At 69.4% G+C, this 25,482-nt stretch carries 15 protein-coding genes; 4 read left to right on the top strand and 11 right to left on the bottom strand.

Going from position 1 to position 25,482, the window contains the following annotated elements; translation table 11 throughout:
* Positions 1 to 64: 64 nt before the first annotated feature.
* From KY5_RS30690 to KY5_RS30670, 5 genes are all read right to left on the bottom strand, one after another.
* On the bottom strand, positions 65 to 4,129 hold the full coding sequence (locus KY5_RS30690) for an Eco57I restriction-modification methylase domain-containing protein (protein WP_159072617.1): 4,065 nt from the start codon (positions 4,127 to 4,129) through the stop codon (positions 65 to 67).
* Positions 4,130 to 4,284: 155 nt separating this feature from the next.
* Entirely contained in the window at positions 4,285 to 7,530 is a 3,246-nt protein-coding gene (gene drmD, locus KY5_RS30685; RefSeq protein ID WP_098245252.1) for a DISARM system SNF2-like helicase DrmD, read from the bottom strand.
* Positions 7,531 to 7,690: 160 nt separating this feature from the next.
* On the bottom strand, positions 7,691 to 8,872 hold the full coding sequence (locus KY5_RS30680) for a hypothetical protein (RefSeq protein WP_098245251.1): 1,182 nt from the start codon (positions 8,870 to 8,872) through the stop codon (positions 7,691 to 7,693).
* Positions 8,869 to 9,372, bottom strand: coding sequence for a DUF4365 domain-containing protein (locus KY5_RS30675; RefSeq protein ID WP_098245250.1), 504 nt, complete (start codon positions 9,370 to 9,372; stop codon positions 8,869 to 8,871). The genes KY5_RS30680 and KY5_RS30675 overlap by 4 nt, the downstream gene beginning before the upstream one ends.
* Before the next feature lie 136 nt (positions 9,373 to 9,508).
* Positions 9,509 to 12,109: a GmrSD restriction endonuclease domain-containing protein gene (locus KY5_RS30670; protein ID WP_098245249.1), complete on the bottom strand. Its 2,601-nt coding sequence runs from the start codon at positions 12,107 to 12,109 to the stop codon at positions 9,509 to 9,511.
* Between the two features lie 103 nt (positions 12,110 to 12,212).
* Between KY5_RS30670 and KY5_RS30665 the strand changes: the two genes are divergently transcribed.
* Positions 12,213 to 14,396, top strand: coding sequence for a DEAD/DEAH box helicase (locus KY5_RS30665; RefSeq protein ID WP_098245248.1), 2,184 nt, complete (start codon positions 12,213 to 12,215; stop codon positions 14,394 to 14,396).
* Positions 14,397 to 14,898: 502 nt separating this feature from the next.
* On the opposite strand, the gene KY5_RS30660 is transcribed toward KY5_RS30665, so the two are convergent.
* The 3 genes from KY5_RS30660 to KY5_RS30650 all read right to left on the bottom strand — a co-directional run bounded on the left by KY5_RS30660 (position 14,899) and on the right by KY5_RS30650 (position 20,797).
* A complete protein-coding gene (locus KY5_RS30660; RefSeq protein WP_098245247.1) occupies positions 14,899 to 16,272 on the bottom strand; it encodes a class I SAM-dependent RNA methyltransferase in 1,374 nt (457 codons plus the stop codon).
* Between the two features lie 135 nt (positions 16,273 to 16,407).
* The gene (locus KY5_RS30655; protein WP_098245246.1) at positions 16,408 to 18,477 is read right to left on the bottom strand and encodes an APC family permease; all 2,070 of its coding nucleotides are present in this window, start codon (positions 18,475 to 18,477) and stop codon (positions 16,408 to 16,410) included.
* Positions 18,478 to 18,538: 61 nt separating this feature from the next.
* Positions 18,539 to 20,797 carry an MMPL family transporter gene (locus tag KY5_RS30650; protein WP_098247564.1) on the bottom strand — a complete coding sequence of 753 codons (2,259 nt, stop codon included), beginning with the start codon at positions 20,795 to 20,797 and terminating at the stop codon, positions 18,539 to 18,541.
* A 200-nt stretch (positions 20,798 to 20,997) separates the two neighbouring features.
* Between KY5_RS30650 and KY5_RS30645 the strand changes: the two genes are divergently transcribed.
* The 3 genes from KY5_RS30645 to KY5_RS30635 are packed head-to-tail and all read left to right on the top strand — an operon-like array spanning position 20,998 to position 22,180.
* Complete coding sequence (locus KY5_RS30645; RefSeq protein ID WP_098245245.1) at positions 20,998 to 21,339, top strand: ArsR/SmtB family transcription factor; 342 nt, start codon at positions 20,998 to 21,000, stop codon at positions 21,337 to 21,339.
* Positions 21,339 to 21,578: a hypothetical protein gene (locus KY5_RS30640; RefSeq protein ID WP_055550992.1), complete on the top strand. Its 240-nt coding sequence runs from the start codon at positions 21,339 to 21,341 to the stop codon at positions 21,576 to 21,578. Before KY5_RS30645 ends, KY5_RS30640 begins: the two co-directional genes overlap by 1 nt.
* 14 nt (positions 21,579 to 21,592) lie before the next feature.
* On the top strand, positions 21,593 to 22,180 hold the full coding sequence (locus KY5_RS30635; RefSeq protein WP_098245244.1) for a putative glycolipid-binding domain-containing protein: 588 nt from the start codon (positions 21,593 to 21,595) through the stop codon (positions 22,178 to 22,180).
* 6 nt (positions 22,181 to 22,186) lie between these two features.
* Here KY5_RS30635 and KY5_RS30630 read toward each other — a convergent pair whose 3' ends face one another.
* Genes KY5_RS30630 through KY5_RS30620 form a run of 3 tightly spaced genes read right to left on the bottom strand, consistent with a single transcriptional unit; the run spans position 22,187 to position 25,462 of the window.
* Positions 22,187 to 23,575, bottom strand: a complete 1,389-nt coding sequence (locus KY5_RS30630; RefSeq protein WP_098245243.1) for an aspartate aminotransferase family protein — start codon at positions 23,573 to 23,575, stop codon at positions 22,187 to 22,189.
* Positions 23,572 to 24,999 (bottom strand): methylaspartate mutase, encoded by a 1,428-nt coding sequence (locus KY5_RS30625; RefSeq protein WP_199843310.1) that lies wholly within the window; start codon positions 24,997 to 24,999, stop codon positions 23,572 to 23,574. The genes KY5_RS30630 and KY5_RS30625 overlap by 4 nt, the downstream gene beginning before the upstream one ends.
* Positions 24,983 to 25,462 carry a cobalamin-dependent protein gene (locus tag KY5_RS30620; protein ID WP_098245241.1) on the bottom strand — a complete coding sequence of 160 codons (480 nt, stop codon included), beginning with the start codon at positions 25,460 to 25,462 and terminating at the stop codon, positions 24,983 to 24,985. Before KY5_RS30620 ends, KY5_RS30625 begins: the two co-directional genes overlap by 17 nt.
* Positions 25,463 to 25,482: the final 20 nt, after the last annotated feature.

The raw sequence follows: 25,482 nt of genomic DNA, 5'->3' as shown, positions 1-25,482 counted from the left end.
GGACACACAGGTGGGCATGGCCTCTCCCGAGGCCATGCCCACGTTGCTGCCGCTACCCGGCCCGTCAGAACAGACTCGGCGGCTCCTCGTCAGGCACAACCGCCTGCTTCTTCGCCGCCCCGCCCTTCCCCTTCTTGTCGTGCAGGCCAGCCTCGACCTCGGCCTTGTACCGTCGTTGGTTCTCTTCGAGGAGGCGGTCGAGGATCTCTTGGCGGACGGCGGGGCCGACGGTGTAGCGGGGGCCTTGGCGGGTGGCGTGGAAGCCGTGGTCGAGGCCGCCGGGCTGGTCGAGGAGGTCGTGCCAGCCGTAGGCGCGGGCGACTTCCTCGTCGATGACACGGTGGATGGTGCGGAGTTCGGTGATGTCGGAGTCGGTGCACTTCTCGTCGTGGACGAGATTGTAGGTAGCGGTGAGGCCGCCGCGGGCGGGCATGATCGCGCTGCGGTGAGTATCGAGGCGGTTGCCTGCTTCGCGGAGGGCCGGGGTGAGTTCGGGGCGAGGCAACGTTTCGAACACATCGGTCGGCGTGTATCGCAGGTCGCCCTTCATGGTTGAGGAACGACTGATGGCCCACCAGTAGTGCGGGGCGCTACTCAGCAGAGCCAGCATCCCTGGATCAGTCGATACGAACACCACCGTGGCTTCGCTCATGACCTGCCCGGTCGGCACCGTCACCGGCATGACGACCTTGCTGACACGGGTGATCGCCAGCACCCTGTCCAAGCCCTCGACCGCCTTCTCGCGGGCACTGCCCCTGCGCGCGTAACGCCACCACAATTCACGGTAATCCCTGGCCTTGCACAGCTCCCGTTCGGGCTTTACCAGCCGCCGCACCTGCTCGTACGCCGCAGGGAATTCTTTGGCCCGTTCCTCGGACCAGTCGTGAAAGTTGATGATCCATCGGCTGGCGGAGCTGTCCGGACGCGAGTTCAGGTCCTGACCGTTCAGGTACGGGAACACCACCTGCCGGTATCGCCCGTCCCGGGCGATCAGCTCCTCTGCGGCATTCGGCTCCATCGTGAACCCGAGCCCCAGCACGTATGCGCCGATGAAGGCGATGCTCTGGTTCTCGACCAGGCGGCGTGCCGCCCCAGTGACCCGTGACGCCGCATCCAGCGACGGCGTGATCCCCGCAACCTCCACCCCGTCCGCGATACGCACCCCGCTCGCGCCGACCGCCGCCCGACTCATCCACACCGCGCAGTACTCAAGCACTGCGCTCCGTGAGGGCCACGGCGCGCTCTTCACCGCCTGCCGCAGCTCCACCTCATCCGCCACAAGCTGATCGAGCCCGACCTCTCGGGTATCCCCTTGCGCCAGAGTGTTCGTCGCGATCAGCCCCGCCTGACCGCGCTCATTCAGCAGCTCGTGCGCCCTCAGCAGGAAGTACGCCACCAGGTCGGCATTCCCACGCACGCTGCGCCCAAGCTCACCGACCAGGTATTCCCGGTAGGGCTCTCCGAATGACCCGGTTAGCTTCTTTCCACCCAAGAACGGCGGATTCCCCACCACTGCATCAAACCCACCCTGCTCCTCCCAAACCTCCGGGAAAACCAACGGCAAATGCACCGGCTCCCGGTCGAACGCCCCCTCCGGCTGCCCCGTCGCCAGCCACTCCCCCGCCAGCCGCCCCGCCTTCCGCAGCTCGGCCGCCGCCACTTCCCCCTCGCCCCCCGCATCAACCACCGCATGGGCAGCCGTAACCGCCGCGAACGACAGCTGGTTCTGCTCCTTCTCACCCCTCCCGGCCCCAGCCAGGGCCGCCCCCACCACCAGGTCCGCGAACACTCCCGCCTGCCGCGTCTTCTCCCGCACAGACTCCAGGATGGCCCGCTTCTCTTCCAACTCCTTGAGCCCTACCCCCGGGATCCCCGCCAACTTCCGCCGCTCGTCCGCGACTTCGCGCACAACCCTCCGCACCCCGCCCGTGAAGTCGATCCCATCGTGGATTCGCCGCCCCCGCGCCGGGTCCAGATGCATGGCCTCCAGCTGCTCCACCGACGTGATCCCGAGCAGCGAATCCCCCGCCACCAACCTGTCGTCCAGGAACGTGAACGGCCGCTGTGGGTCCATCGAGACCAGCCACAGCGACAGCTTGGCCATCTCGACGGCCATCGGGTTGATGTCGACGCCGTACAGGCAGTGTTCGATGACCTGCCGCCGCGCCTCGACCATCACCGGGTCGGCCTCTGCCTCGACCGCCGAGGCGGACAGCGAGCCGGCCGACTCCAGGTACGTCTTCGCCCGCACATCCCCCTCCCGGCTCCACGCCTCGACGAGCGCGCCCGCGAGATACCGGCAGGCGGCGACCAGGAATGCCGCCGAGCCCATCGCGATGTCCGCGACCTTCAGCTTCAGCAGCTCCGACGAATGCTTGGGCCGCCACTGCGTCTTGTCGGACGTCGTCAGCGGGCCATGCGCCTGCTCGTACACCAGCGGTTCAAGCGCCCCATCAGCAACCTTCTGCGCCAAAGACTTCGGCGTGTAGTGCGTACCCGTGTTCTTCCGCAGCGCGGACTCGGTGACGTACAGCGCGCCCGCGCGGATGACGACCGGCAGGTCGCGCAGGTCGCGGCGGATGATGCCGTAGAGGGGCAGCAGCCGCTCGGCGAGATCGAGGTCGCCGCCGGTCGCGGCGAGCAGCTTGCGGCGGGCGTCGCCGCGTACCGAATCACCCATCGGAGCAAGGGACTTGGCGAGCTTGCCCGCCGTGCCGATGCCGGTGGTCTTGTTGAACTCCTCCGCCAGCATCCCGGCAAGACCGGCCACGTCCGCGCTGCGAGCCGCCTTCGCCTCCAGGTCGGTGAGGAGGACCTCGGCCTCCAGGCCCGGCTTGCCGATCAGGCCGACGACCGTGTCTTCGGCCCGCCGGCCCTGGTACGAGAGCAGGCCCTCGTAGACGTAGCCGATCTGTTCGACGTCCAGGGTGCGGAAGGTCAGGCGTCGGCGTTCCCGCTTCTTCCCCGTGCCGATCCAGACGTGCTGCACGGATTGGAGCATGTGGAGCACCGTGCGGTCGTCGATCGGGAGCGGGTCGGTGGGGTCGCCCTCCCGCGTTCCGCGGCCCTCCAGCCACGGGTACGTGTCGGGGTCGAAGATCGAGCCGTCGTAGGCGTGGAGAGGGAGGGACGGGTGGTCGACTCCCCCGTAGACGGCGTTGAAGAGCGCGATCAGGCGGTGCCAGCCGGACCGGGTCTGCTCCAGGTCCTCCTCGGTGGTCTCGCGGGCGCGCTCCTCCAGGTCCGCGCAGAGACGGCTGGCCGAATAGGCCTGTACATACAACTCGTTGTCGCTGGGAAGCAGGCCCCGTTCCTCGGCGAAGAGGAGGAAGACGACGCGCATCATGATGGCGACCGCGCCCCGGTAGACCTCCTGGGCGGGCACATCGGCAAGGCCCCGGCCGCCCTTGGCGCGCTCCGCGATGTCGGCCCGGCCGATGGCCTCGACGAGGAGCTCGACGGCCTGGCGGACCTGGACGCCGAGGGCGTCGGTGACGTCCTCCTGATTGTCCAGGGACTCGCGCAGGAGCGGCAGCAGCATCTCGTCGTCAGCGACGGCGAAGAAGCGGCGGCGGCTGAGGAGCGAGAGGAAGGCGCGGACGACGACGCGTTCGGCCTGCTCGGTCCAGGCGACCGTGTCGAAGATGGCGGAAGTGGTGACGCCGCCGCGCGGCGCCCAGACCAGGGCCCACCACCGGCCGTCGGTGACCAGGCCCAGTTCGGTGCCGTGGTGACGGCAGAGGTGTGCCATGCGGTCGATGGGGGTGGCCGACCACGGTGAGTCGGGCACGCGGCGGGCGGGGTGCTGTCCGGCCGGGACGGTGAGGCCGAGGATCGCGCAGTCGGCGGCCAGGGACGCACCACCCACAGGGCCGTCACCTGCTGCATCCAGGGCCGTGGAATCCGGGTCGAGCAGCGCGAACGTGGGCGCGACGCGTTCGTCGTGCGCGGGGACGTCCACGGCGAGAGCGTCGGCCAGCGCCGATCCCTCCGTCAACGCGTCGCCCCAGCCGAGGAGTTCACCGAGGACGAAGCGGATCCACGACTGCTGGCCGACCACCGGATCGGACTGCCAAACGCCGTGCTCGTACCGCAACCGGACACGTGCTGGCTTGTCGACGGAGTCCAACTGCGGCCAGGTCTTCAGGAGGACCGGCAGGGTCAGGAAGGGGCCGGAGACGTCGACCAGACTGAGCCAGTCGAGGTGCTGCTGCCTGCCGTCGGGCGTCGGCGCCCCGGTGCGGGGACGGCCCCGGAACGTACGGGCAGAGGACGGGGTGGTGCTCACTGCACGGCCTCCCGGCGGGGAACGACGAAGACGACGGCGACGGGGAAGAGAAGGGGCTGCGGGGTGGCGTAGCGGGCGGCGATCGCCTCAGTCTCGCGCTGCTTCTCGCTCTCCAGGGCTTCCAGACGCTGCTCCCAGTTCTCGCGGTCGCGGCGCTGCTGCTCGGCCTCGTCGAAGGCCAGCTCCAACTGGCCATCCTCCTGCGGGGCTTGTCCGAGGGCGGCGCGCAGGGATGCGCGGAACCGGTCGATGTTGGCGGCGATCCGGTCGGATTCGGCGCGGCGGCGGTTCTCCAGACGGCTCTCAAGGGCGGTCTGACGGTTTCGGGCCCGCCATTCCAGGGCGGAGACCAGACCTTCGCCGAGCTGCGGCCAGGCTTCGGCGAGACGTTCCTGGACGAGTGGGGAGGCCTGGGCCGAGTCGGCGAGGGCGCTGTCGAGGAGTTCGCGGACGGTGGTGGTGCGCTCCAGGCGGGCGAAGCGGGCCGGCCCGTCGTTCGCTTCGCGTCGGATCCAGCCGCCGGCCTGGAGGACCTCCTCGTGCAGGCGTACGCCGTCCGCGCCGACCAGGACGAAGCGGCCGAAGGCGCCGACGAAGGCGGTCTCCAGCTCGGGGTGGTCGCTGACCACGGCGGTGACGCGGGCCAGGCCGGTCTGGTCCTGGTTCCAGACGGCGGCGCGCAGAAGCCGGGTGGACATGGATACCAGGGGGTGGCCGAGGTGGGCGAGGACGACGTCGTCGCGGCCCTTCACGTTCTTCGCGTCGAAGGTGACGGGCCGCTGGATCTCGGGGCGCAGCTTGTCGGCAAGACCCTGTGCGGCGCGTTCCCAGGAACCCGTGAGGGTGGGCACGCGGTAGAAGCCCTGGGCGAATTCACGTTCGTCGACAGTCGGGGTGATGGCCTGCTGGCGGGCGAGCGGGAGAGCGGTGGAGACGACGCGGGCAACCTTGGGCGGGGTGATACCGAGGGTGGCAACGGTCGCGTCGACCTGCTCCTTCAGCTTCATGGCCTGGGCCTGGACGTCACGTTCGGCGGCGACGTTGCCGCCACGGCGGGCCTTGCGGTCCGCGTACAGCTCGGCGCGTTCCACGTCGAAGTCGGCGGAGAGGTCGCCGGTCATACGGCGCTGGACCGCCTCGGCGAGGACGGCGTTGACCTTGCCGAGGTCCTCCTCCATACGAGCGACCTTCTTGGCGACGCGGGCGAGGAACTCCAAGTCAGCGTCGTAGGTGTCGGCGGTCTTCTCGTAACCGCTGCCGATGAAGTGGACGACCTCGGGGGCGGTGGTCTGGCCGTAGCGGTCGATGCGGCCGATGCGCTGTTCCAGCTTGTTGGGGTTGAAGGGGATGTCGTAGTTGACCAGGCGGTGACAGTGCCGCTGGAGGTCGATGCCCTCGCTGGCCGCGTCGGTGGCGAGCAGAATGCGCACCGGGTTCTCGGCGGGTTCGGCTTGGAAGGCGAGGCGAAGGTGCTCGCGCTCGTCAGCCTTCATGCCGCCGTGCAGGAGAGCGACCCGGTCTCCACCGAGACCGTGGTCGCGCAGGAGATTCTGGAGCCAGATCTGGGTGTCGCGGTACTCGGTGAAGATCACTACGCGTTCGTTCAGCCAGTGCTTGCCGTCTGGGAGGCAGACGGCCTTGACGTAGGAGATCAGTTCGTTCGCCTTGGAGTCGGCCTGGGCCTGGTGCCGCAGGGCCCATTCCTGCATCTGCTCCAGGAGAGCCGCCTCGTCGTTGTCCGTGCCGGGCTGGAGGGTGGTGGCGCGGGCGATCGCGTCGTCCTCCGCCTCCGCGAGGGGCTCGTCGTCGAAGTCCGCATAGTCGTCGAAGAAGGTTTCCTGCCAGTCCTCGATCTCCTCGGCGGCTTGCTGCTTCTTCGTCCGCAGGGTGTCGAGGTAGACGGCGATGGTGCGGGCGAAGGCGTCCGGGGAGGAGAACAGGCGCTTCTTGAGGAGCAGAGTGACCAGGTCGGCCGCCTTCCGGCCGCCCTTGTGACGGGTGGCGAGCTTGGCGCGGCGCAGTTGCGCGTATTCCTTGAGCAGGCCATGGATGCGGCGCTCGTCCTCGGTGTACTCGACTGGAAGGGCGAGGGTGCTGCGTTCCAGGAAGCGGCGGGTGCCGTCCGGTTCACGGATGTCGGTCTTCAGACGGCGGACGACGGTGTCCTTGACGGCGTCGGGATCCGGTTCGACACCGCGGGCGAACCGCTGGCTGTCGATGATTTCCAACAGGGCGGTGTACGACTCCTGGTAGCCATTGTGCGGGGTGGCGGAGAGGAAGAGCCGGTGTTCGAAGTGCGGGGCCAGACGGCGGATTAGCTTGGTCTGCTGGGAGTCGACAGGATAGAGCTGCTTGGGCGCGGAGGGCGCCACGTGGTGAGCCTCGTCGAGGATGAGCAGGTCGAAAGGACGCTTGGCCGGGGTCGCGGCGGGCTCGGACTCGTCCTGCGGCAGTACCTCGGCGAGCAGTCGCTGCGCCTTGGGGCCGCGCAGCCAGGGAAGACTGACGATGGCCCGCGGATAGATGTTGAAGGGGTTGGCAGCGCTGCCGTGGCTGCGGCGGACCTCAGCGCAGCGCTCAGAATCGATCACGGTGAAGTCGAGACCGAACTTCTCCTCCATCTCGTCCCGCCACTTCACGGTGAGACCGGCCGGACACACGATCATGATCTTGTGGGCGCGGTTGCGGAGGATCAGCTCCAAGGCGACCAGACCGGCCTCGATGGTCTTACCGAGGCCGACGTCGTCGGCGAGCAGCAGGTTCACTCGCGGTGCGGCGACGGCCCGTGAGACCGGCTCCAGTTGGTACGGCTCAACGGCAACGCCAGAGCGGAATGGGGCCTGGAGGGTGCGGACGTCCGCCGAGGTCACAGCGGACCAGCGAACCGCGTCCAGGAACGCGGCGAGGCGCTCGGGCGGGTCGAAACCGGTACGGGTGACATCGGGGAGCGATCCTGCGGGCAGCCTGCGGCGACCCGGTTCGACCTCCCAGATGACGGAGAGGGTGTCGTTGTAACGGCCGTCCTCGACGCTGTTGAGGGTGACGAGAGTGGCTGGTGCACCCGAGCCCGGCTGTCGCGCATCGCCATGGTCGACGTCGGCGACCACCCAGCGCTGGCCGCGCACCTCCACCAGATCGCTGATCCGTGGTACGGCCGTGGGGTCCTGAGCATCCCCACGGCGCCGTGCGGACCGCTGGGCCACTCCCGCCAGCTCGGCACTCGGCGTTGTCGGCGTCGTCATCGGTATGTCGCACTCCCTCGTAACCGCTGTGCCGTTCCGGCCCGGGCGAATCCCATGAAACAGATCAATTCAAACACGCACCGGATACGTGCCGAATATGGCGCACACACCTCCGGCCGTCGCCTCTGCGCCCCGCCAGGAGAACCAGTTGGAGCACTGGTCAGAGCACGTCGAAGGAGGTCACTCCGCTCAACTCGTGGTACGTGCCGCGCAGGGTCAGATCACCCTCGATCCTGAGGTCACGGACGTCCCGATGGGCGTCGGTGGCCCGGTTGTACTGGTGCTCCTCAAGGCGCACGTGGATCTGGCGCTGCTGACCTACCAGGTCCCCGTTCTCCTTCATCAGTCGGCCCACCACGGTGACGTCGCCGGGGCCGAAATCGGCTTCCCGCTTCAGCCTGGTCGGTCTGCCGACGATGACCACGCCACGCTCCGGCTCATTGCGGCGCAGATCCTGCGCCCCGGCGAGCAGAACAGGGGCCAGATGCCGAGGAAAGTCCGTGCGGGCGCTGTCGAAAGGCACCGGCCACCGTGGTGACCAGGCGAAACCAATGGAGAAGCCATGGCCATACGCCTGGGCGTCCCGGCCATCGTGTCCGCCCAGACCGGCCAGTGCCTCGCACAGGTCGGCGGAAATGCCCCGTCCGACGCCTTCCGTGAAAGAAACCGAGTCGTCCGCCAGGTCTGCTTCCTCGGCCGCATCGCGAGCAGCGGCGACCGCTTCGAACAGGGTTCGGGAGACCTTGCGGGCGAAAGGCTCCGGCGCGACATCGAGATCGGGACGATCCTCGAAGAGCGAGCCGTCCGAGCCGGGCTCGGGCAGCGGAACCTGCACGCTGAGGATGTAGCTGCCGGGTGAGGTCGGTCCGAACCGCGCGCCCGCCACGAACTCCTTGGCCCGCTGCGGCTTACGTCTCGGGTGCACGAGGCGGCGTTCGTCCGCGACCGTGGTACAGGCAGCAGCCATCAGCAGATCCCTGGCGCTGGTCACTGCCAGGACGCCATCCTGGACCGGGATGGTGCCCGAAGGCGTCACAGGCTTTGTCCGGATGTACTGCACGTCGAGCCCGGTCAGAGCCAGGTCCTGGTGCACGGCAGTCTCCGGCCGTCCCTCCAGATCGGCCAACGCCCGGATCAGATCAGCCATCCGGTCGGTGTAATCGGCCAGCTCGCGATCCATCGGAAGCAGCACCCGGCGGCGCTGTCCGGACCACTCCAGCTCGTAACGGCGGCTGTAGCGGACCCGGCTGCCAGGGCTCCAGCCCCTGCTGCGCAGATAACCCGCCACGTCTCGCGGGCGCAGCCGTGCCAGCTCCTGCTCTGACACTCCCCCAGCGGTCATGACGCAGGCACCTCCTCGCACGCCCGGTCGAAGAACTCGTGCAGAACTTCGGTGGTGAGGAGATTGTCGCGCGGCACAGTGACAGTCACGCTCTTCTGGCCCTGCTGGACCGGCAGTAGGTGGTTCTCGAGAGACAACCAGTACGCGGAGTGGTGCAGAGTGAGCGCCTGCTGGGCGACCTTGATGTATTCGTGCGGATGCTCCGGCACCACGACCATCACGAGATAGCAGGGAACCTGCCGACGGCCGCGCAGCCGCTTGAACTGGTCGATCGGGAGAGCAATCGAGAAGCCGGTGCCGCAGGTGGTGAACTCGCCGACCCGTCGCGACTTCACCTGCAACGCGATCTGCACATCCAGCTCCGGGTCCTCGTGGTCCCGGCCGAGGATGAGGTCCTTGCCGATGTCCGGATACGGAACGGCCACCTGAAAGCCGGCGGCCGCGGCGATCGCGGACACAAACGTCTCCCCGTACCAGCCCTGGTGGTTGTTGAGCTCCATGCGCCCCCGCGCTCCGGTCGCAGGCCACTCTCCACGCGCCTATGCCCGGGGTGACGTACCGATCACTGTCCGCGCAGATTACCCACGCCCAGATCGATCCAAAAGACGGATTCCAGCCAGCGGATTCCCGCTTCCGTCAGAGCATCGCGTTTCCGCCCTCACCCCCGTCGCTGTCGTCCACCGGGCGCCGCGCCTCGGCCAGCGCGACGACGTGGACGAACCACTCCAGTACGGCGCAAATCTCCTCCCCGCGGTCCGCAAAGACCTCCAGCGGGAAGGAGGGACGCAGATCCAGCTTCGCCTCGGCCAGATCAATGCCGTCGATCTTGTTGAGACGGGTCATCAGTTCGCGGCGCAGCGGCTCGTCGTCGAAGGGCGGACGGCGCTTCAGGTGTTGGAAGACCACCTCGACCACGCCAGTCACGGGGTAGAGCGTGACCGGCCACAGGACGCGCGGGCGCGGATCGTCGTCCACCTGGATCGCGGGATAGCAGCTGGTCTCGCTCGCCTTGCCGTAGTCACGGTAGCCACCCAGTTCCTCCCAGGCAGAAAGCGCGGCCCGTACCCCGTGGGCGGTCGCCGTCGTCTGGTTGTCGCGCAGCTGAGCCTCGAATCGGGCATCAGCCGACAGCTGTACGTGATCCGGCGAGGGTGTGGGAACGGCTAGGTCCTCGGGGTCCTTTCCGAGGAGGGTCGCCAGCTCCGTGGCTGTCAGCCGCTGGGAGCGGCGGGCCCGGCCGGCGTCGTCGAAGGAGATACCTTCGGCCTCCAGGAGATCGCGCGGATCGCCCTGGTCGTGTCCGTCGGGCCAGCGGAATCCTTCCGCGACCCGGCCGTCGGCAGTCAGCACTCGGTGGGCCCCGTACACCCCGGGCTGCGACACCAGGTAGCTGCCGACGGGCATGGCGTGCGTGCCGACGAGAGCAGCGAGTTCTCCGTATGTCGTCCAGGTGCCGGTGGGCATGGCACGCAGAGCCGCGCGCAGCTCCGTCCAGACCGGCGACTGGGCGCCGGCAGATACCAAGCCCTCGATCGGCCCGGGCCACAACTCCAGGGCGCGATCGGTCAGCTCTTCGGCGCGGGCGAGGATCTCGGCCCGGCCCCAGCGAGCCTGGGCGGCGATCTGCTGGTTCATCCGCAGGGCGCTGGCGTCGAGGATCTCCTGCTTGCGGCGGAAGGGGTGGTTGGACAGGCGGGCGTTGTCGGCCGAGAGAGTGAGGTTGCCGAGAGTGTGCACGAGTCCGTCGTGCAGCTCGCTGGGGCTCTGAGCGTCCTCGGTCTCCTCGGCGAGGAGGTCGAACCACTCCTGGGCTGGATTCTGCGGCAGGACGTGCTCCACGGTGAGCCGCGCCCTGGCGTAGTCGACCGGCTCGCTGGCCTCGTAACTCTCCTCCAGCCTGCGCAGCACCTGGAAACGCTGACCGCCGCGGCCCGTCTTGTAGAAGGCGCGGGTGCGGATCGCCTCACGGACGGTCTCGTCCCGGGGCCAGAGGCGAGGCCCGACCGTATGGCGTGACAGGTGCCGCCGTACGGCTTCGGCCAGCGGCAGGCTCTTGTCCAGCTCCTTGGGGAGCTCCATGAAGACCCGGTTGTTGCCCGTTGTGGACAGGCCGGCGAACAGGCGGCGGACCAGATAACTCTCCGCGTATGCGAGGGCCTGAGCCGCGTCGTCAGCAGATGCCTGCCCGGCATCCACGCGGTCCAGGAGGTGAAGGGCCAGCGGATAGTGGGTCAAGCCGCCCCATCGGTCGAGCCGCTCCAGCGCCAGCCGGAGGCCAGGGTCCTGCTCCCGTGCGGGTTCCAGGATGCGCATCAGCCGCTCCGCACGCTCCGCCAGCGCGGCCACTTCCTGCTCCAGAGCGGCCTCACCTCCGCGCAGGGCCTCCAGACGCTTCTTCTGGTCGCGGTAAGTCTCGCTCTGCTTGGCCCGGCTGTTGCCGCTCACCACCAGGTCCAGCCAGACGAGGAGTTCGAGATTCTCCGGGCCGAGCAGCTCCTGCATGGGCAGCCAGCGGCTGCGGTAGACGGCCTCACCGCGGGTCGGCAGGCACATGAAGACGTAGTTGCGCAGCAGGTCGCTCTGGCTAAGGCCGACACCGGTGTTGTTGATCGACTCGAAGATCCGGTAGACGTTGTCGCCCTCCGCCGCGGTGATCGCGACGATGGAGAGCTGCCCGCCCAGTACGGTCTCCACCGCCTCGGTCCACTGCTCTCCACCGCTCTCGGCGCCCTCGGCCAGCGCTCCGAGGAAGAAGCGGTAGGCGGCCCCGATGTTGCCCGGGCCGCCCGCGCGCGGAGTGCTCTCGACGCAGGCAGTGAAGGCGTCCCGGTCGGCCTGGGTCGGCAACAGCCGGTAGTGGTCGTCGCCCTCGCGGTAAGTGTTGACCAGCAAGAGGTCGTTGATACGGGCGGCCTTCTTGTCCGCGCCCTGCTCCCGGTAGTGGTCGCGTAGGGCGGTGAAGGCGAGCATCAGGGTGGTGAGCCGTTGCTGCCCGTCGACGACCAGCCAGCGCTGCATCGTCCCAGCGGCGACGCCGGTCGGGGCTAGCACCACCGAACCCAGGAAGTGCCCGGTTACCGAACGCTCCGTCAGCCGCTCCTCGACCAACTCCAGGACGTCATCCCAGAGTTGCCTCAGCTCTGCTTGCTGCCAGCTGTAAGTGCGCTGGTACAGCGGCACCTGGAACTGCATCTCGCCCTGGACGAGCTTGCTGAACGTGGTCTCCTGAGCGTGCACACGCGAACCTCTCCGACAAGGTGTGGCAAGACTGCCTCGTCATTCTCCGCCATCCGGGTACGGTGATCAGGAAAACCGACAGGCCGCACGTGCGGAGGCACTCATGGCGACGCTGGGCATCCACAAGGACTTCCTGATGGAGTTCGCCCGGCTGGAGAAACCCGTACAGAAGCGGGTCCAGGAGACCTTCGACAAGTTTGAGGAACACCGGCACGCGGGCCTTCACCTGGAGAAACTGGAGAATCCGCGCGACCCTCGGATCCGGACCATCCGCATCAACAAGTTCATGCGCGGCGTCGTCCTCGCCCCCGAGTCCGGCGACAGTTTCCTCCTGCTCAAGGTCATGCCGCACGACGACGCGATCGCCTGGGCCCTCAAGCACCGGGCGACGGTCAACTCGGCAACCCAGGGCATCGAGCTGCGCAACGACGTGGCCCTGGAGCGCGCGACCGCGGGTGTACGACAGCTCGCTGCGGAAGGCGACCGGCGCCTGTTCAAGAAGGTCGGCGACAAGGACCTCGTCCGGCTCGGCATCGACGCCGATCTGCTGCCGCTGGTCCGGCACCTCACCGACGAGGCTCATCTCGACGCCCTGCAGAAGATCCTTCCGGAGCAGCAGTACGACGTACTAGCCGGGCTCGCCGCCGGGATGACTCCGGAGGACGTCTGGCGCGAGGTGGTGGCGGTCCAGCTGGAGCACGCATCACCTTCGGCGTCCCAGGAGGTCAACGTCGTACCGGGCGGCGACCTGTCCCCGTCGCCTGCCGCCCCGGACGACCTGTCGGCCGCGATGGCCCGCTCCCAGGGACGGATCGCCCTGGTCACCGGCCCCGACGAGTTGATGGAAATCCTGGAGCGGCCGTTCGACGCCTGGCGGATTTTCCTGCACCCCAGCCAGCAGCGGGTCGCCTACCGGCCGTCGTACAAGGGGCCTGCGCGCGTTGTGGGCGGACCCGGTACGGGTAAGACCGTCGTCGCGTTGCACCGTGCTCTGCACCTGGCGCGACAGCTGCCCGCTGGCGCCACGGACGAGTCCATCCTACTGACGACGTACACACGGGACCTCGCCGCCGACCTCCGGCGCAGCCTCGAACTCCTCATCCCTGACCCAGCGTTGCGTGCGAAGATCCGAGTGGTGAACGTGGACGCACTGGCACACCAGCTCGTACGCGAGGACCGCGGCGCCCCTCTCGCCCTGGTCACCGACCACAAGGAGATCATTGCGCGCTGGGCCCGGATCGCCCGCCGGACCGGTATCGACTTCACCGATGTCTTCCTCGACCAAGAATGGCGGCAAGTCGTACTGGCCCAGGACCTGCGGACGCCCGAGGCTTACCTGAAGGCGTCACGTACCGGCCGTGGAACCGCGCTCGGGCCACTCAAGCGGGCCCAGATCTGGCGTGCGGTCGAGGCCTTCACCAAGGAACTCGTGCTGGCACAGGAATGGACGTTCCTCCAGGTCTGCGCGGAGGCGGCCCGGCTGCTCGACACGAAGGGCGGCGAGCGCCCGTATCGCCATGTGGTGATCGACGAGGCGCAGGATCTCCACCCGGCCCAGTGGAGGCTACTGCGGGCGCTGGTCGCCCCCGGACCGGACGACCTGTTCATCGCCGGCGACCCGTACCAGCGGATCTACGGCAACAAGGTCTCGCTGCGCAGTCTCGGCATCCCGGTGACCGGCCGATCCACCCGACTTCGCATCAACTACCGCACCACGCAGGAGATCCTGGCCTGGTCCACGGCGTTGCTCACCGGTGAAACGGTCGACGACATGGACGAGGGCACCGAGTCGCTGAACGGCTACCGGTCCGCCTTCCATGGCGCAGCACCCCGGACTTCGGGGGCCGAGGACAAACTTGCGGAGCTCGCCGGTCTGGTGGACCAGGTCCGCGACTGGACGCGCGCCGGTATCGCCCCGCAGGAGATCGGCATCGCGGTGCGCTACACCCAGCTCGGCAAGGAGATCAGGCAGGCGCTCGAACAATCGGGCATGCCGGCCGTGGTGCTGGGCGGCGGGTCAGCGGCCGGCGACGGAATCCGGATCGGGACGATGCACCGCATGAAAGGGCTGGAGTTCCGCTGTGTCGCGGTGGCCGGGGTCAAAGACGGCACGGTGCCGCTACGCAACGCCGTGACGGCGGAGGAGACCGACGCGCAACAGCACAGTGAGGACCTGCTCGGCGAACTGAGCCTGTTGTTCGTGGCCTGCACTCGGGCCCGAGAGGCGCTGCGGGTGTCGTGGCACGGGAAGCCGAGCCCGTTCCTTGCCGCGGTGCCGACGGAGTAATCGACTCCCGAGGGCACCAGTCGATGTCCGGCGTGGCCGCCTCTGCCATCGCCGGTCCACGCCCGCGACCACCTCGGCCACTCCGTACGATCCGAGGAGCTTGAGCTCGGCAAAGAGGTCAAGGATCTCCGAACGGCGCACACTCGCCTCACGCTCAGCTTCGGTGAGGCCAAGCTATACCGCTCGCCTGTCGCATGCCCCGTGCTGAAACCGGGCCCGCCCCGCTCGAACGTGTCCCGCCAGGACCGGGACGACAGCACGGTCGGTGCACCATGGGCTCCAAGTCGTACACCAGCATGCTGGCGGCCCGGTGCGGCACGAGCACCACGCGCATTGCGAGCGGGACGACGCCGGACAGCTCCCGGGCCGCCTTGCCCGCGACGCAGGACACCTGACAGCCCATCAAGACGAGCGTCAAATGAGCATCTCGGGCGTCGCTTCGGCGGCGGGACATCGCCACTAACGCCCTCACCACGCGTACCTGAACTCGCAAAACCGCAGGTCAGTCGTCCTTCTTCACCGGCTCAAGGATCGCGACGCACTCCACGTGGTGAGTCATAGGGAACAAATCAAACGCCCTCAAAGTCCGCACCTTGTACCCCCCTTCCCGGAAATACCCCAGATCCCGAGCCAACGCCGCCGGATCACAAGCCACATAAGCGATCCGCCGCGCGCCCAACCCCACCAGGTGACGCACCGTCTGCTTGCCCGCGCCCGCGCGGGGCGGGTCCAGGACGATCAGGTCCGCTTCCGTGATGCCCGTGCGCGGGAGGATCGATTTGACCTTGCCCTGTTCGATGCGGACGCGGTCGAACGCGGCCAGGTTGTGGCGGGCGTCCTCCACCGCGCGCTTGCCCGATTCGATGCCGAGGACCGCGCCCTTGTCGCCCACGCGGTCGGCCAGCGCGCCCGCGAAGAGGCCCACGCCGCAGTAGAGGTCGAGGGCCGTGTCGCCCTTGCGGGGGGTGAGGCCCTGCATGACGGCGAGCATCAGGGTCTCGGCCGCCTTCGGGTGGACCTGCCAGAAGCCGCCGCTGCCCACCCGGTAGGTGCGGCCGTCCGCGCGTTCGCGGACGAAGGGGCGGCCGTGCACGCGGTGGATTCCGCCGTCGTGCTCCTCCACGCGCATCACCGAGACCGGCTTGTCCAGTTCGACGATGGGCAGGCGCGCGCCCGGCTTCGGGGCGAGGATCACCTGGCGGTCCTGGGAGCCCGTCGCGGCGATCGCCTCGATCGAGGCCATGCCGGACCAGTCGCGCTCCTCGATGCCGAGTTCGGAGACGCCGGGCGCCGCGATCATGCAGTGTTCGATCGGCTCGACCTCGTGCGAGCGGTGGCGGCGCAGGCCCGCGTTGCCGTCGACGTCCACGGCGTACTGGACGCGGGTGCGCCAGGCCGGGACCTCGCCCGGAGGGAGCTTGTCGCCATCGGCCGGCATGACCGTGCCGTCCCAGCCCGCCTCCTCGGGGGTGAGGCCCGCGAGCCGCTGGAGCTGCTCGGCGATGACCTCGCCCTTGAGGCGGCGCTGGGCGCCCGGCCTGGCGTGCTGCCAGTCGCAGCCGCCGCAGCGGCCGGGGCCCGCGTAGGGGCAGGGGGCCTCGACGCGGTCCTTGGAGGGGTCGAGGATCGTGACCGCGTCGGCCCTGAGGAAGCGTGCGCCCTCCTCGCCCTCGGTCACGCGTGCGATGACCTTCTCGCCGGGCAGCGTGTGCCGTACGAAGAGGACCTGGCCCTCGGCCGTACGGGCGATGCAGTGGCCGCCGTGCGCGACGGGGCCGACCTCGACCTCGTACTCCGTGCCGACCAGCGAGACGCTCGCCTCGGATGCGGCCGCCGACGAGTTCCCCGCCTGCGATTTCTTCGGTTCTGCCTGCATGGCGGGGTGACTCCACAACGTCAAAGGGGAACGGCCGGACAACAGCCCACCAGTCTACGTGGGTGTCGTCCGGCCGCCCGACCAGAGGGAGAAGCCCGGAGGGGATAAGCCCGGAGAGGGCAAGCCCGGCGGGGATCAGCCCTTTCTGCTGGTCTCCTTCTTGTTCTGCTCCTTCGCGCGCCTCGGCTTCTCCACCGGTCCCCGCCGCACCGCACCCGGCGCGTTCCACTCCGACCGCCTGCGGGCCCGCTTCTTCGCGGCCTCGGAGGAGTCCAGCTGGTAGGGGACGGACGTCACCATCACGCCCGGCGTGAAGAGCAGGCGGCCCTTGAGGCGCAGCGCGCTCTGGTTGTGCAGCAGGTGCTCGTACCAGTGGCCGACCACGTACTCGGGGATGATCACGCTGACCACGTCGCGCGGGCTCTCGCGGCGCAGGTTCTTCACGTACTCGATGATCGGGCGCGTGATCTCGCGGTAGGGCGAGTCGAGGACCTTCAGCGGGACCGTGATACCGCGCCGCTCCCACTCCTCCTTGAGGGCCTTGGTCTCCGCCGGGTCGACGTTGATGCTGAGGGCTTCCAGCGTGTGGGAGCGCATCAGCTTGGCGTACGCGAGGGCGCGCAGCGTCGGGCGGTGGATCTTGGAGACCAGGACGATCGAGTGGACCCGCGAGGGGCGCACGCTGTCGTCGTTCGGGGTCTCCGGGGCGGCGATCTCCTCGGCCACGCGGTCGTAGTGGCGGCGGATGGCCGTCATCGTCGCGTAGAAGATGCACATGCCGAGCAGCGCGACCCAGGCACCGTGGGTGAACTTGGTGACCAGGACGACGACCAGGACGAGGCCGGTGAAGAAGGCGCCGAAGGTGTTGATCGCGCGCGAGCGGATCATGTGGCGGCGCTTGTTCGGGTCCTTCTCCTTGGCCAGGTGGCGGTTCCAGTGCCGGACCATGCCGATCTGGCTGAGGGTGAAGGAGACGAAGACGCCGACGATGTAGAGCTGGATGAGGCGGGTCGAGTCGGCGCCGTAGATGACGACGAGCAGGGCCGCGGCGCCCGCGAGAAGCACGATGCCGTTGGAGAACGCCAGGCGGTCACCGCGGGTGTGCAGCTGGCGCGGCAGGTAGCGGTCCTGGGCGAGGATCGAGCCGAGCAGCGGGAAGCCGTTGTACGCCGTGTTGGCCGCGAGGAAGAGGACCAGCGCCGTGGCGGCGGCGAGGATCATGAAGAGGAAGCTGCCGTGGCCGAAGACCGCCTCGGCGACCTGGGAGATCACCGGGTTCTGGACGTAGTCGGAGCCGAGGGGGACGCCGTTGTGGAACAGGTCCTTCCCCGGGACCTCCGCCATCCGCACCTTGGTGATCATGGCGAGCGCGATGATGCCGCAGAACATCGTGACGGCGAGGCCGCCCATGAGCGCGAGCGTCGTCGCGGCGTTCTTGGACTTCGGCTTGCGGAAGGCGGGCACGCCGTTGCTGATCGCCTCGACGCCGGTGAGGGCCGCGCAGCCGGAGGAGAAGGCCCGCAGGAGCAGGAAGACGAGGGCGAACCCCGCCAGGCCCTGGTGCTCGGGCTTGATCTCGTAGTCGGCGGTCGGCGCCCGCATGGTGTCGTCGAGGACCAGGCCGCGGAAGGCGCCCCACGCGATCATGATGAAGACGCCGGCCACGAAGACGTACGTCGGGATGGCGAAGAGCTTTCCCGACTCCTTCACGCCGCGCAGGTTCATCAGCGTGAGCAGGACGATGACCGCCACCGCGCAGAGCACCTTGTGCTCCACGACGAAGGGGACCGCGGAGCCGAGGTTCTCGATGCCCGAGGAGATCGACACGGCCACGGTCAGGACGTAGTCGACGAGCAGGGCGCTGGCGACGGTGAGTCCGGCCTTGGGGCCGAGGTTGGTGGTGGCGACCTCGTAGTCGCCACCACCGCTCGGGTACTCGCGCACGTTCTGTCGGTACGACGCCACGACGGTGAACATCAGCACCACGACCGCGACGGCGATCCACGGGCTGAAGTGGTAGGCCGACACACCCGCGATGGAGAGGACGAGAAGGACCTCTCCCGGCGCGTACGCCACGGAGGAGAGCGGGTCGGACGCGAAGACGGGGAGTGCGATGCGCTTCGGCAGGAGCGTTTCTCCGAGCCGATCACTGCGCAGTGCGCGCCCGATGAGGATCCGTTTGGGCACGTCGGTCAGTTTGGACACGCAGAGGATCGTAAGCGTTCGAATGGGCGCTCGCCCACCCACCACCCCCCAACTGCTCCGGTTATCCGTTCTGTGCGACCCTGCGCCCCTCCGACTGACCGGAAAGCGGACGTTCCGCGTACCTTTCAGGCCCCGTGTGCCGTGCCGCGGCACGGGCCTCCGCGCGGCGGATCGCGCCGGACGGCCACCAGGTGGCACGGCCCAGGAGGAGCAGCGCGGCGGGCAGGATCATGACGCGGATCACGAAGGCGTCGAGCAGGACGGCCGCCGCGAGGACGAAGCCCATCTGCTTCATCTCCAGGATGTGCAGCATCACGAAGCTCGCGAAGACGGTGACCATGACGATCGCCGCGCTGGTGACGACCTTGGCGGAGGACGCGATGCCGTCGAGGACCGCACGCCGCGTGGGCACGCCGTTCAGGGCCGCCTCGCGGATCCTGCTGACCACGAAGACCTGGTAGTCCATCGAGAGCCCGAAGAGGATCACGAAGAGGAAGAGCGGGACGCGCGAGGAGATCCCGTCGAGCGAGTCGAAGTTGAGCACGCCCTCGGCCCAGTGGCCCTGGAAGACGAGGACGAGCAGGCCCAGCGCGGAGCCGACGGAGAGCAGGTTGAGGACGGCGCTGAGCAGTCCGAGGACGACCGAGCGGAAGGCGTAGACCGTCATGGCGAAGGTCATCAGGAGCAGGAAGCCGAGCACGAGCGGCAGCTTCTCGTTCTGGTGCTCGACGTAGTCCATGCCGCGCGGCACCTCGCCGGTGACGGCCGTCTCGACGCCGGGCAGCTTGCCGACGGTGGCGGGGAGGTAGTCGTCGCGCAGGTGGGCGAGCGAGGTTTCGGCCTTCTCCGAGTACGTCGGGTGGGGGGTGTTCAGCTCCAGTGTGGTGGTCCTCCGGTCCTCTGAGGAGCGGAGGACCGGAGCAGCGGAGGAGTGCGCGAAGAGCGGGTCGGCCTCCGCGTCGCGGTCCAGCGCCGTCAGGGCCTTGCGCACGTCGGCGGCCTGCGACGCGTCGGCCCGCACCACGACCAGGTGCCGCACGCGCTGCTCCGGGAAGGCGTCGAGCAGCCTGTCGTACCCCTTCATCGCCTCGATGTCGCGCGAGAAGCTGTCCCGCGCCGGGTTCTTGAGGTTCATGTCGAGGGCGGGCAGCGCGAGCCCCACCATGGCGAGGGCCGCCAGGCACAGGGTGAGCGCGGGGCGCTTGCGGGCGGGGGCGAGCAGCGCGTTCCAGACGCGGCCCGGCTCCTTCTCGGCGTACGGCCGCACGGACTTGCCCCGCGCGAGGCGCTTGGCCCTGCGGCGCTCGGCGCGGTGGCCGAGCTTGACCAGGAGCGCGGGAAGGACCGTCACCGAGCTGACCACGGCCACGGCGACGACCAGGATGGTGCCGGTGGCGAGGGAGTCGAAGATGACGTCGCGGGCCAGGAAGAGCGCGGTGGTGGAGACGATCACGGCGAGTCCGGAGACGACGATCGCGCGGCCCGCCGTCGCGGCGGCGGCCTCCACGAGCACCTCGGAGGTGAGGCGGCCGCCCGCGCGGGCCCGCTCCTCGCGTTCGCGCTTGAGGTAGAAGAGCGTGTAGTCGACGCCGACGGCCATGCCGATGAGCAGGATCATGCTCATCCCGACGCCGGTGTCGGGCAGCAGGTGCGAGGCGAGCATCGCCAGGCCCATGGTCGCCACGATCGAGGTGATGGCGAGCAGCAGCGGTACGCCGACCATGACGACCGAGCCGAAGACCACGGCCAGCGTGATCAGCGTGATGGGCAGCGTGATCGCCTCGGAGAACTGCAGGTCCTCGTTGCGCTGGTCGTCGACGCCCTTGCTCACCGAGGCGTCGCCGGTCTCCTCGATCACCAGGTCCGGGTGGGCCTTGGCGGCCTCCTCGGTCTGGGCCTGGAGGGGCGGGACGTTCTTCTGGTCGTCCTGCTCGGAGCCGTTCAGCTCCACCTGGACCCGCAGGACGCGGCCGTCGGCGGAGGGCACGGGGGCCGCGACGGAGGCGACCTCGGGCAGCGCCTTCATCCGGGCGGTGACGTCCTTGACGGCGGCGTCGGCGGCCGCCTTGTCCAGAGGGCCCGACTCGGCGCGGATCAGCACCTGTTCGGTGGACCGCAGCTGGACGCCGCCCTCGGTCGCGAGGGCCTCGGCCCTGCCCGCCTCGCCGACGCGGAAGTCCTCCGACGTCGCGCTGTTCATCCCCGCGGCGATGCCGCCCCCGAGGCACAGCACCACGAAGACCAGCCAGCCGATGATCGCCCGCCACGGGTGCAGCGCGCTCCATCGGGCCACGCGCACCGTGACCGATCGCTTCCTCATGTTCGTCCCGCCCCTTCGTACGTCACGTACGTCCACGTACATCTCTGCCTTCATGTGTAAGTGGAGACTGACAGGTGAAGGAACAGGCCGTCAACTGTCATTCGGAGCTGCGGCGAGCCGGACGAGCGGCGGATTGACAGTGGATCCCGTCATGCGTAAGCCTTGACTGACAGGTTTCGGGACCAGCACGAAGGCGGGCCATGGGCGCCAAGAACAGCGAGGAGCTCCTCGCCTTCCTCGCGGCGGTCGGCCATGCGCAGCGCATCCGGATCATCGGCGAGCTCGCCGCGGGCCAGCTGTACGTCAGCGAACTGGCCCGGCGGCTCGGCGTGTCCCGCCCCCTGCTCTACATGCACCTCGAACGCATGGAGAAGGCCGGACTCGTCGTGGGCCGCCTGGAGCTCTCCGAGGACGGCAAGGCGCTCAAGTACTTCGAACTGGCGCCGTTCGACGTGCAGTTGAATGTGGATACGATCATCGCCGCCCTCCGGCAGGACCAGGCGGGCGACGACGAACAGCACTCTTCAAGGGGGACTTCCTAGTGGAAGACGTGATCATCCCGGTCGCCTTTTTCCTGATACTCGCCGGCGCGGTCGTCGCGGTCGCCTACTTCCAGTCGCAGCGCAACCGCGAGCGCGACCGCCAGTACGCCGAGGCCATGCACGGCTACCGCGAGGCCGTGGAACGCGCCAGGTCCGAGCAGGAAGCGAACCGTCTGCAACTCGTCGAGCTGGGCCACCGCCTCGAAAAGGTCGAGGGCCTGCTCCGCAGCGTGGACTGATCAGGGAGAGACAGATGGCAGTGCCGCAGTCCGTACTGACCTGGCAGAACGAGGAGAGCGGCGGGTTCGAGACCGCCTGGGTCGAGCTCGCGCCGAGCGGGCTGCGGGCCCGGGGGCGCGCGGTCGGCGTCGTCCCGCACCCCTACTGGCTCAGCTACGAACTCGACACCGACGAGGAGTTCGTCACCCGGCGGCTCCAGGTCACCGCCGAGGACGCCACCGGGACCAGGAGCCTGGACCTGCGCAGGGCGGACGGCGACCAGGGCGGGACCTGGACCGCGAACGGCGCGCCGCTGCCGCTCGTCGACGGCGCGCTCGACTGCGACCTCGGGCTCTGCCCGCTGACCAACACCATGCCGGTGCTCCGCCACCGGCTCCACCGGGGCGAGGGGCAGCGGGACTTCCTGATGGCCTGGGTCTCCGTCCCCGACCTCACGGTCCGCCCGTCCCGGCAGACGTACACGCACCTCGGCCGCGCCGGGGACGGCGGTGCCACGGTGCGCTACGCCTCCGGGACGTACGTGTCCGACCTGGAGTTCGACGAAACGGGTCTGGTCGTCTCCTATCCGGGGATAGCGCGCCGACTCCCCGCCCTGGACTAGGGCTCCTCAGGCCGTGTACGCGTCCGCCACGGACAGCGCCTCGTCGAGCGCGGCCAGCCCCTCGCGCGCCTCCGCCTCGCTCAGATTGCACGGCGGAACCACGTGGATGCGGTTGGCCGTGGCGAACGGCCACACGCCGCGCTTGCGGCAGGCGGCCATGACCTGGTTCACCGGCTCGGCGTCCGCGGGCGCCGCGGCGTAGGGCACGAGCATCTCGCGGCTGCCCCGGTCGCGGACCAGTTCGAGGGCCCACATGACGCCGAGGCCGCGGACCTCGCCCACCGAGGGGTGGCGTTCGGCCAGTTCGCGGAGACCGGGGCCGAGGACGTGCTCGCCGAGCCACGCCGCGTGTTCGACCATGCCCTCCGCCGCCATGGCCTCCATGGTCGCGACGGCGGCCGCGCAGGCGAGCGGATGGCCCGAGTACGTCAGGCCGCCCGGATAGGGCTTGTCGTCGAAGGTGACGGCCACGCGCTCGGAGATGAGCACGCCGCCCAGCGGCACGTACCCGGAGTTGACGCCCTTGGCGAAGGTCAACAGGTCGGGTTTCACGCCCCAGTTGTCGACCGCGAACCAGCTGCCCGTGCGCCCGAACCCCGTCATCACCTCGTCCGCGATCAGGAGGATGCCGTGCTCGTCGCAGAGCTCGCGGACGCCCGCGAGATAGCCCTCGGGCGGCACGATCACTCCCCCGGTGCCCACCACCGGCTCGATGATCAGCGCGGCGATCGTCGAGGGCCCCTCCATCACGATCGTCGACTCCAGGTGGTCAAGGGCCCGTTGGCACTCCTCCCGCTCGGTGGTGGCGTGGAAGGGCGAGCGGTAGAGGAAGGGCCCGAAGAAGTGCACGACGCCCGCGCTGCCGTTGTCGCTGGGCCAGCGGCGGGGATCACCGGTGAGGTTGATCGTGGTGGCGGTCGCGCCGTGGTACGAGCGGTAGGCGGCGAGGATCTTGGGCCGTCCCGTGGCCAACCGGGCCATGCGGACGGCGTGTTCGTTGGACTCCGCGCCGCCGTTGGTGAAGAAGACCCGGTTCAGGTCGCCGGGCGCGAGGTCGACGATCATCCGCGCCGCCGTGCCGCGCGGCTCGCTGGCGAAGCTCGGCGCGACGGTGCACAGCTGCCGGGCCTGCCGCTCGACGGCGGCGATCACGGCGGGGTGGCCGTGCCCGATGTTGAGGTTGACGAACTGCGAGGCCAGATCGAGGTAACTGCGGCCCTCGTGGTCCCAGAAGTACGACCCCTTGCCGCCCGCGACGGGCAGCGGATCGATGTGCCGCTGTGCCGACCAGGAGTGGAAGACGTGCGCGCGGTCCGCCGCCCTGATCTCCTCGGCCCGCTGCGGCGACTCGGCGGCACGCGCCGCGTCGCGGACGTGCGAAGGGTGTGTGGTCACGGTGTCCTCACTCCTGTGGCTCCGGTGGCACGAAGGGACGTGGTGCTCGCGCGGCCTTCCTCGGTGAGGAAGTAGTTGATGTCGGCGGTGATGCCTTCGAGCAGGTTCCGCGCGTCCCGGTGGCCGCGCAGCCGTCCGGCGTGGAACCTGCGGGTCCCCGGGGAGAAGGGCAGCGCGCCCGGGTCCAGGTAGCGGATCGCCCCGCCGGGTTCGCGCGCGGGCAGCACCGCCGAGCGCGCGTGTCTGCTGGCACTGAACGGGATGTCGAGGGTGCCCGCGCGGAAGGCGGCGGCGATGTCGTCGAACAGGCTGTCGCCCTGGAGCACCGGGTCGACCAGCTCGGTCACCTCGCGCTGGATCCAGTACATCTCCTCCCGCACCCGGGCCTCGTCGAGGTCCACGCAGGCCGCCGCGTCCTCGACGCCGCGCGCCGCGGTGCGGATGCCGTGCGCGTTGGCGGGGCCGTCCGGGACGCCCGCGGCCTCCTGGTTGGTCTTGTTGATGACCTTGACGGCGCCGCCGAGCCGGGCCACCAGGCCACCGTAGCGAACCAGCGCGTCGGCGGTCCCGAGGTCCTTCGGGAAGACGCCCATGAACTCGTGCAGGACCGGATAGACCTCGACGGAGGCGGGCAGATGGCGCCGCGCGAGCACCCTGATCGACCGCAGCGCGGCGACGTCCTGGTGGGCGTCGCCGCCCTGCGGATACGCGATGGAGAGGCAGCGCACCCCCTCGCGGGCCGCCGCGACGGCCTCCAGGAGGGTGACCGCGAGGCTGATGGAGGGCGGCACGAGCACCGCCGTGAGGGTGCCGAACAGCTCGCGGTCGACGATCACCCCGTCCTCGGCGAGGCGCCCGCAGGCCGCGTCCACGCGCTGCCAGGCGCGCAGCGAGCGGGCGAGCGGCACGTCCTTGGAGTACGGCAGGTTGTACGCGATGCCGCCGCCCTCGAAGGAGGAGATGCCGGAGGAGATCGCCACGGCGAACAGCACCCGGGCGTCCGGGGAGCCGTGCCTGATCTCCAGCGGCACCCGCACCGCCTCGTTCAGCTCGCGGCCGCGCCGCCAGCCGTGGGCCACCAGCGGATAGCCGTTGAGGGCCACCGGTTCGGCGTCGAGGACCCGCCGCGCGGTCCCGAACCGCCCCAGCCTCGTATAGGCGTCGATGGTCACCGAGAGGACGCCGGGGCGGGCGCCGCGCAGGGTGCGCAGGAGACCGAGCATCGGCGCGTGCCCGCCCACGCCGCAGCGCGGCTGGACGACGGTGCGCGCCTCGCGGTCCGCGGCGCGGAGGACCTGCGCCACCGCGGGCTTGCGGCTGGCGCGCAGGTACGCGACGGACTCGGCGGCGGGCGGCAGCTCGGCGCCGCCGCACGCCGTGTCCAGTTCGCCGCGCCCCACGTCGAGTTCATCGAGCCAGGACACGGTGGACTCCCCCGCCCGGCTCGCCGGGATCGGAGGCGAGCCGGGCGCCCGCCAACAGGTCGAGCAGGAGCGGGAGTTGGGTGGCATCGCGCAGGACGTGGTCGACGCCGACGGCGCGCAGCCGGCGTTCGTCGTCGTCCTCGCTCTTGTGGCTGCCGACGGAGAGGTTGCCGCCCACGATCACCGGGCAGGCGATGTGCCCCGCGGCGCGCAGTCGCGGCAGGTCGCGCAGGTCCTCCAGCGCGTGGCCGTTCAGACTGCCGATGATGACGGCCTCGGCGTCCGGGTGCGCGGCGAACGCCTCGGCGAACTCGCTCAGCGGGGTGCACACACCGAGGTTGACCACCTCGATGCCGTGCCCGCGCAGTTGCATCTCGATGAGCCGGTTGGCCACGGCGTGGGCGTCGCTCTCGGCCACGCCGAGGAGCACGGTGCGGGCGGGCGGTTCCACGGCTTCGTCCATGGTGTTCTCTCCTCAGTCGT

Source organism: Streptomyces formicae, assembly GCF_002556545.1.
GTDB classification, from domain to species: Bacteria; Actinomycetota; Actinomycetes; order Streptomycetales; family Streptomycetaceae; genus Streptomyces; species Streptomyces formicae_A.
The sequence above is the reverse complement of the archived record's forward strand: the minus strand, read 5'-3'. Positions and strand labels throughout refer to the sequence as shown.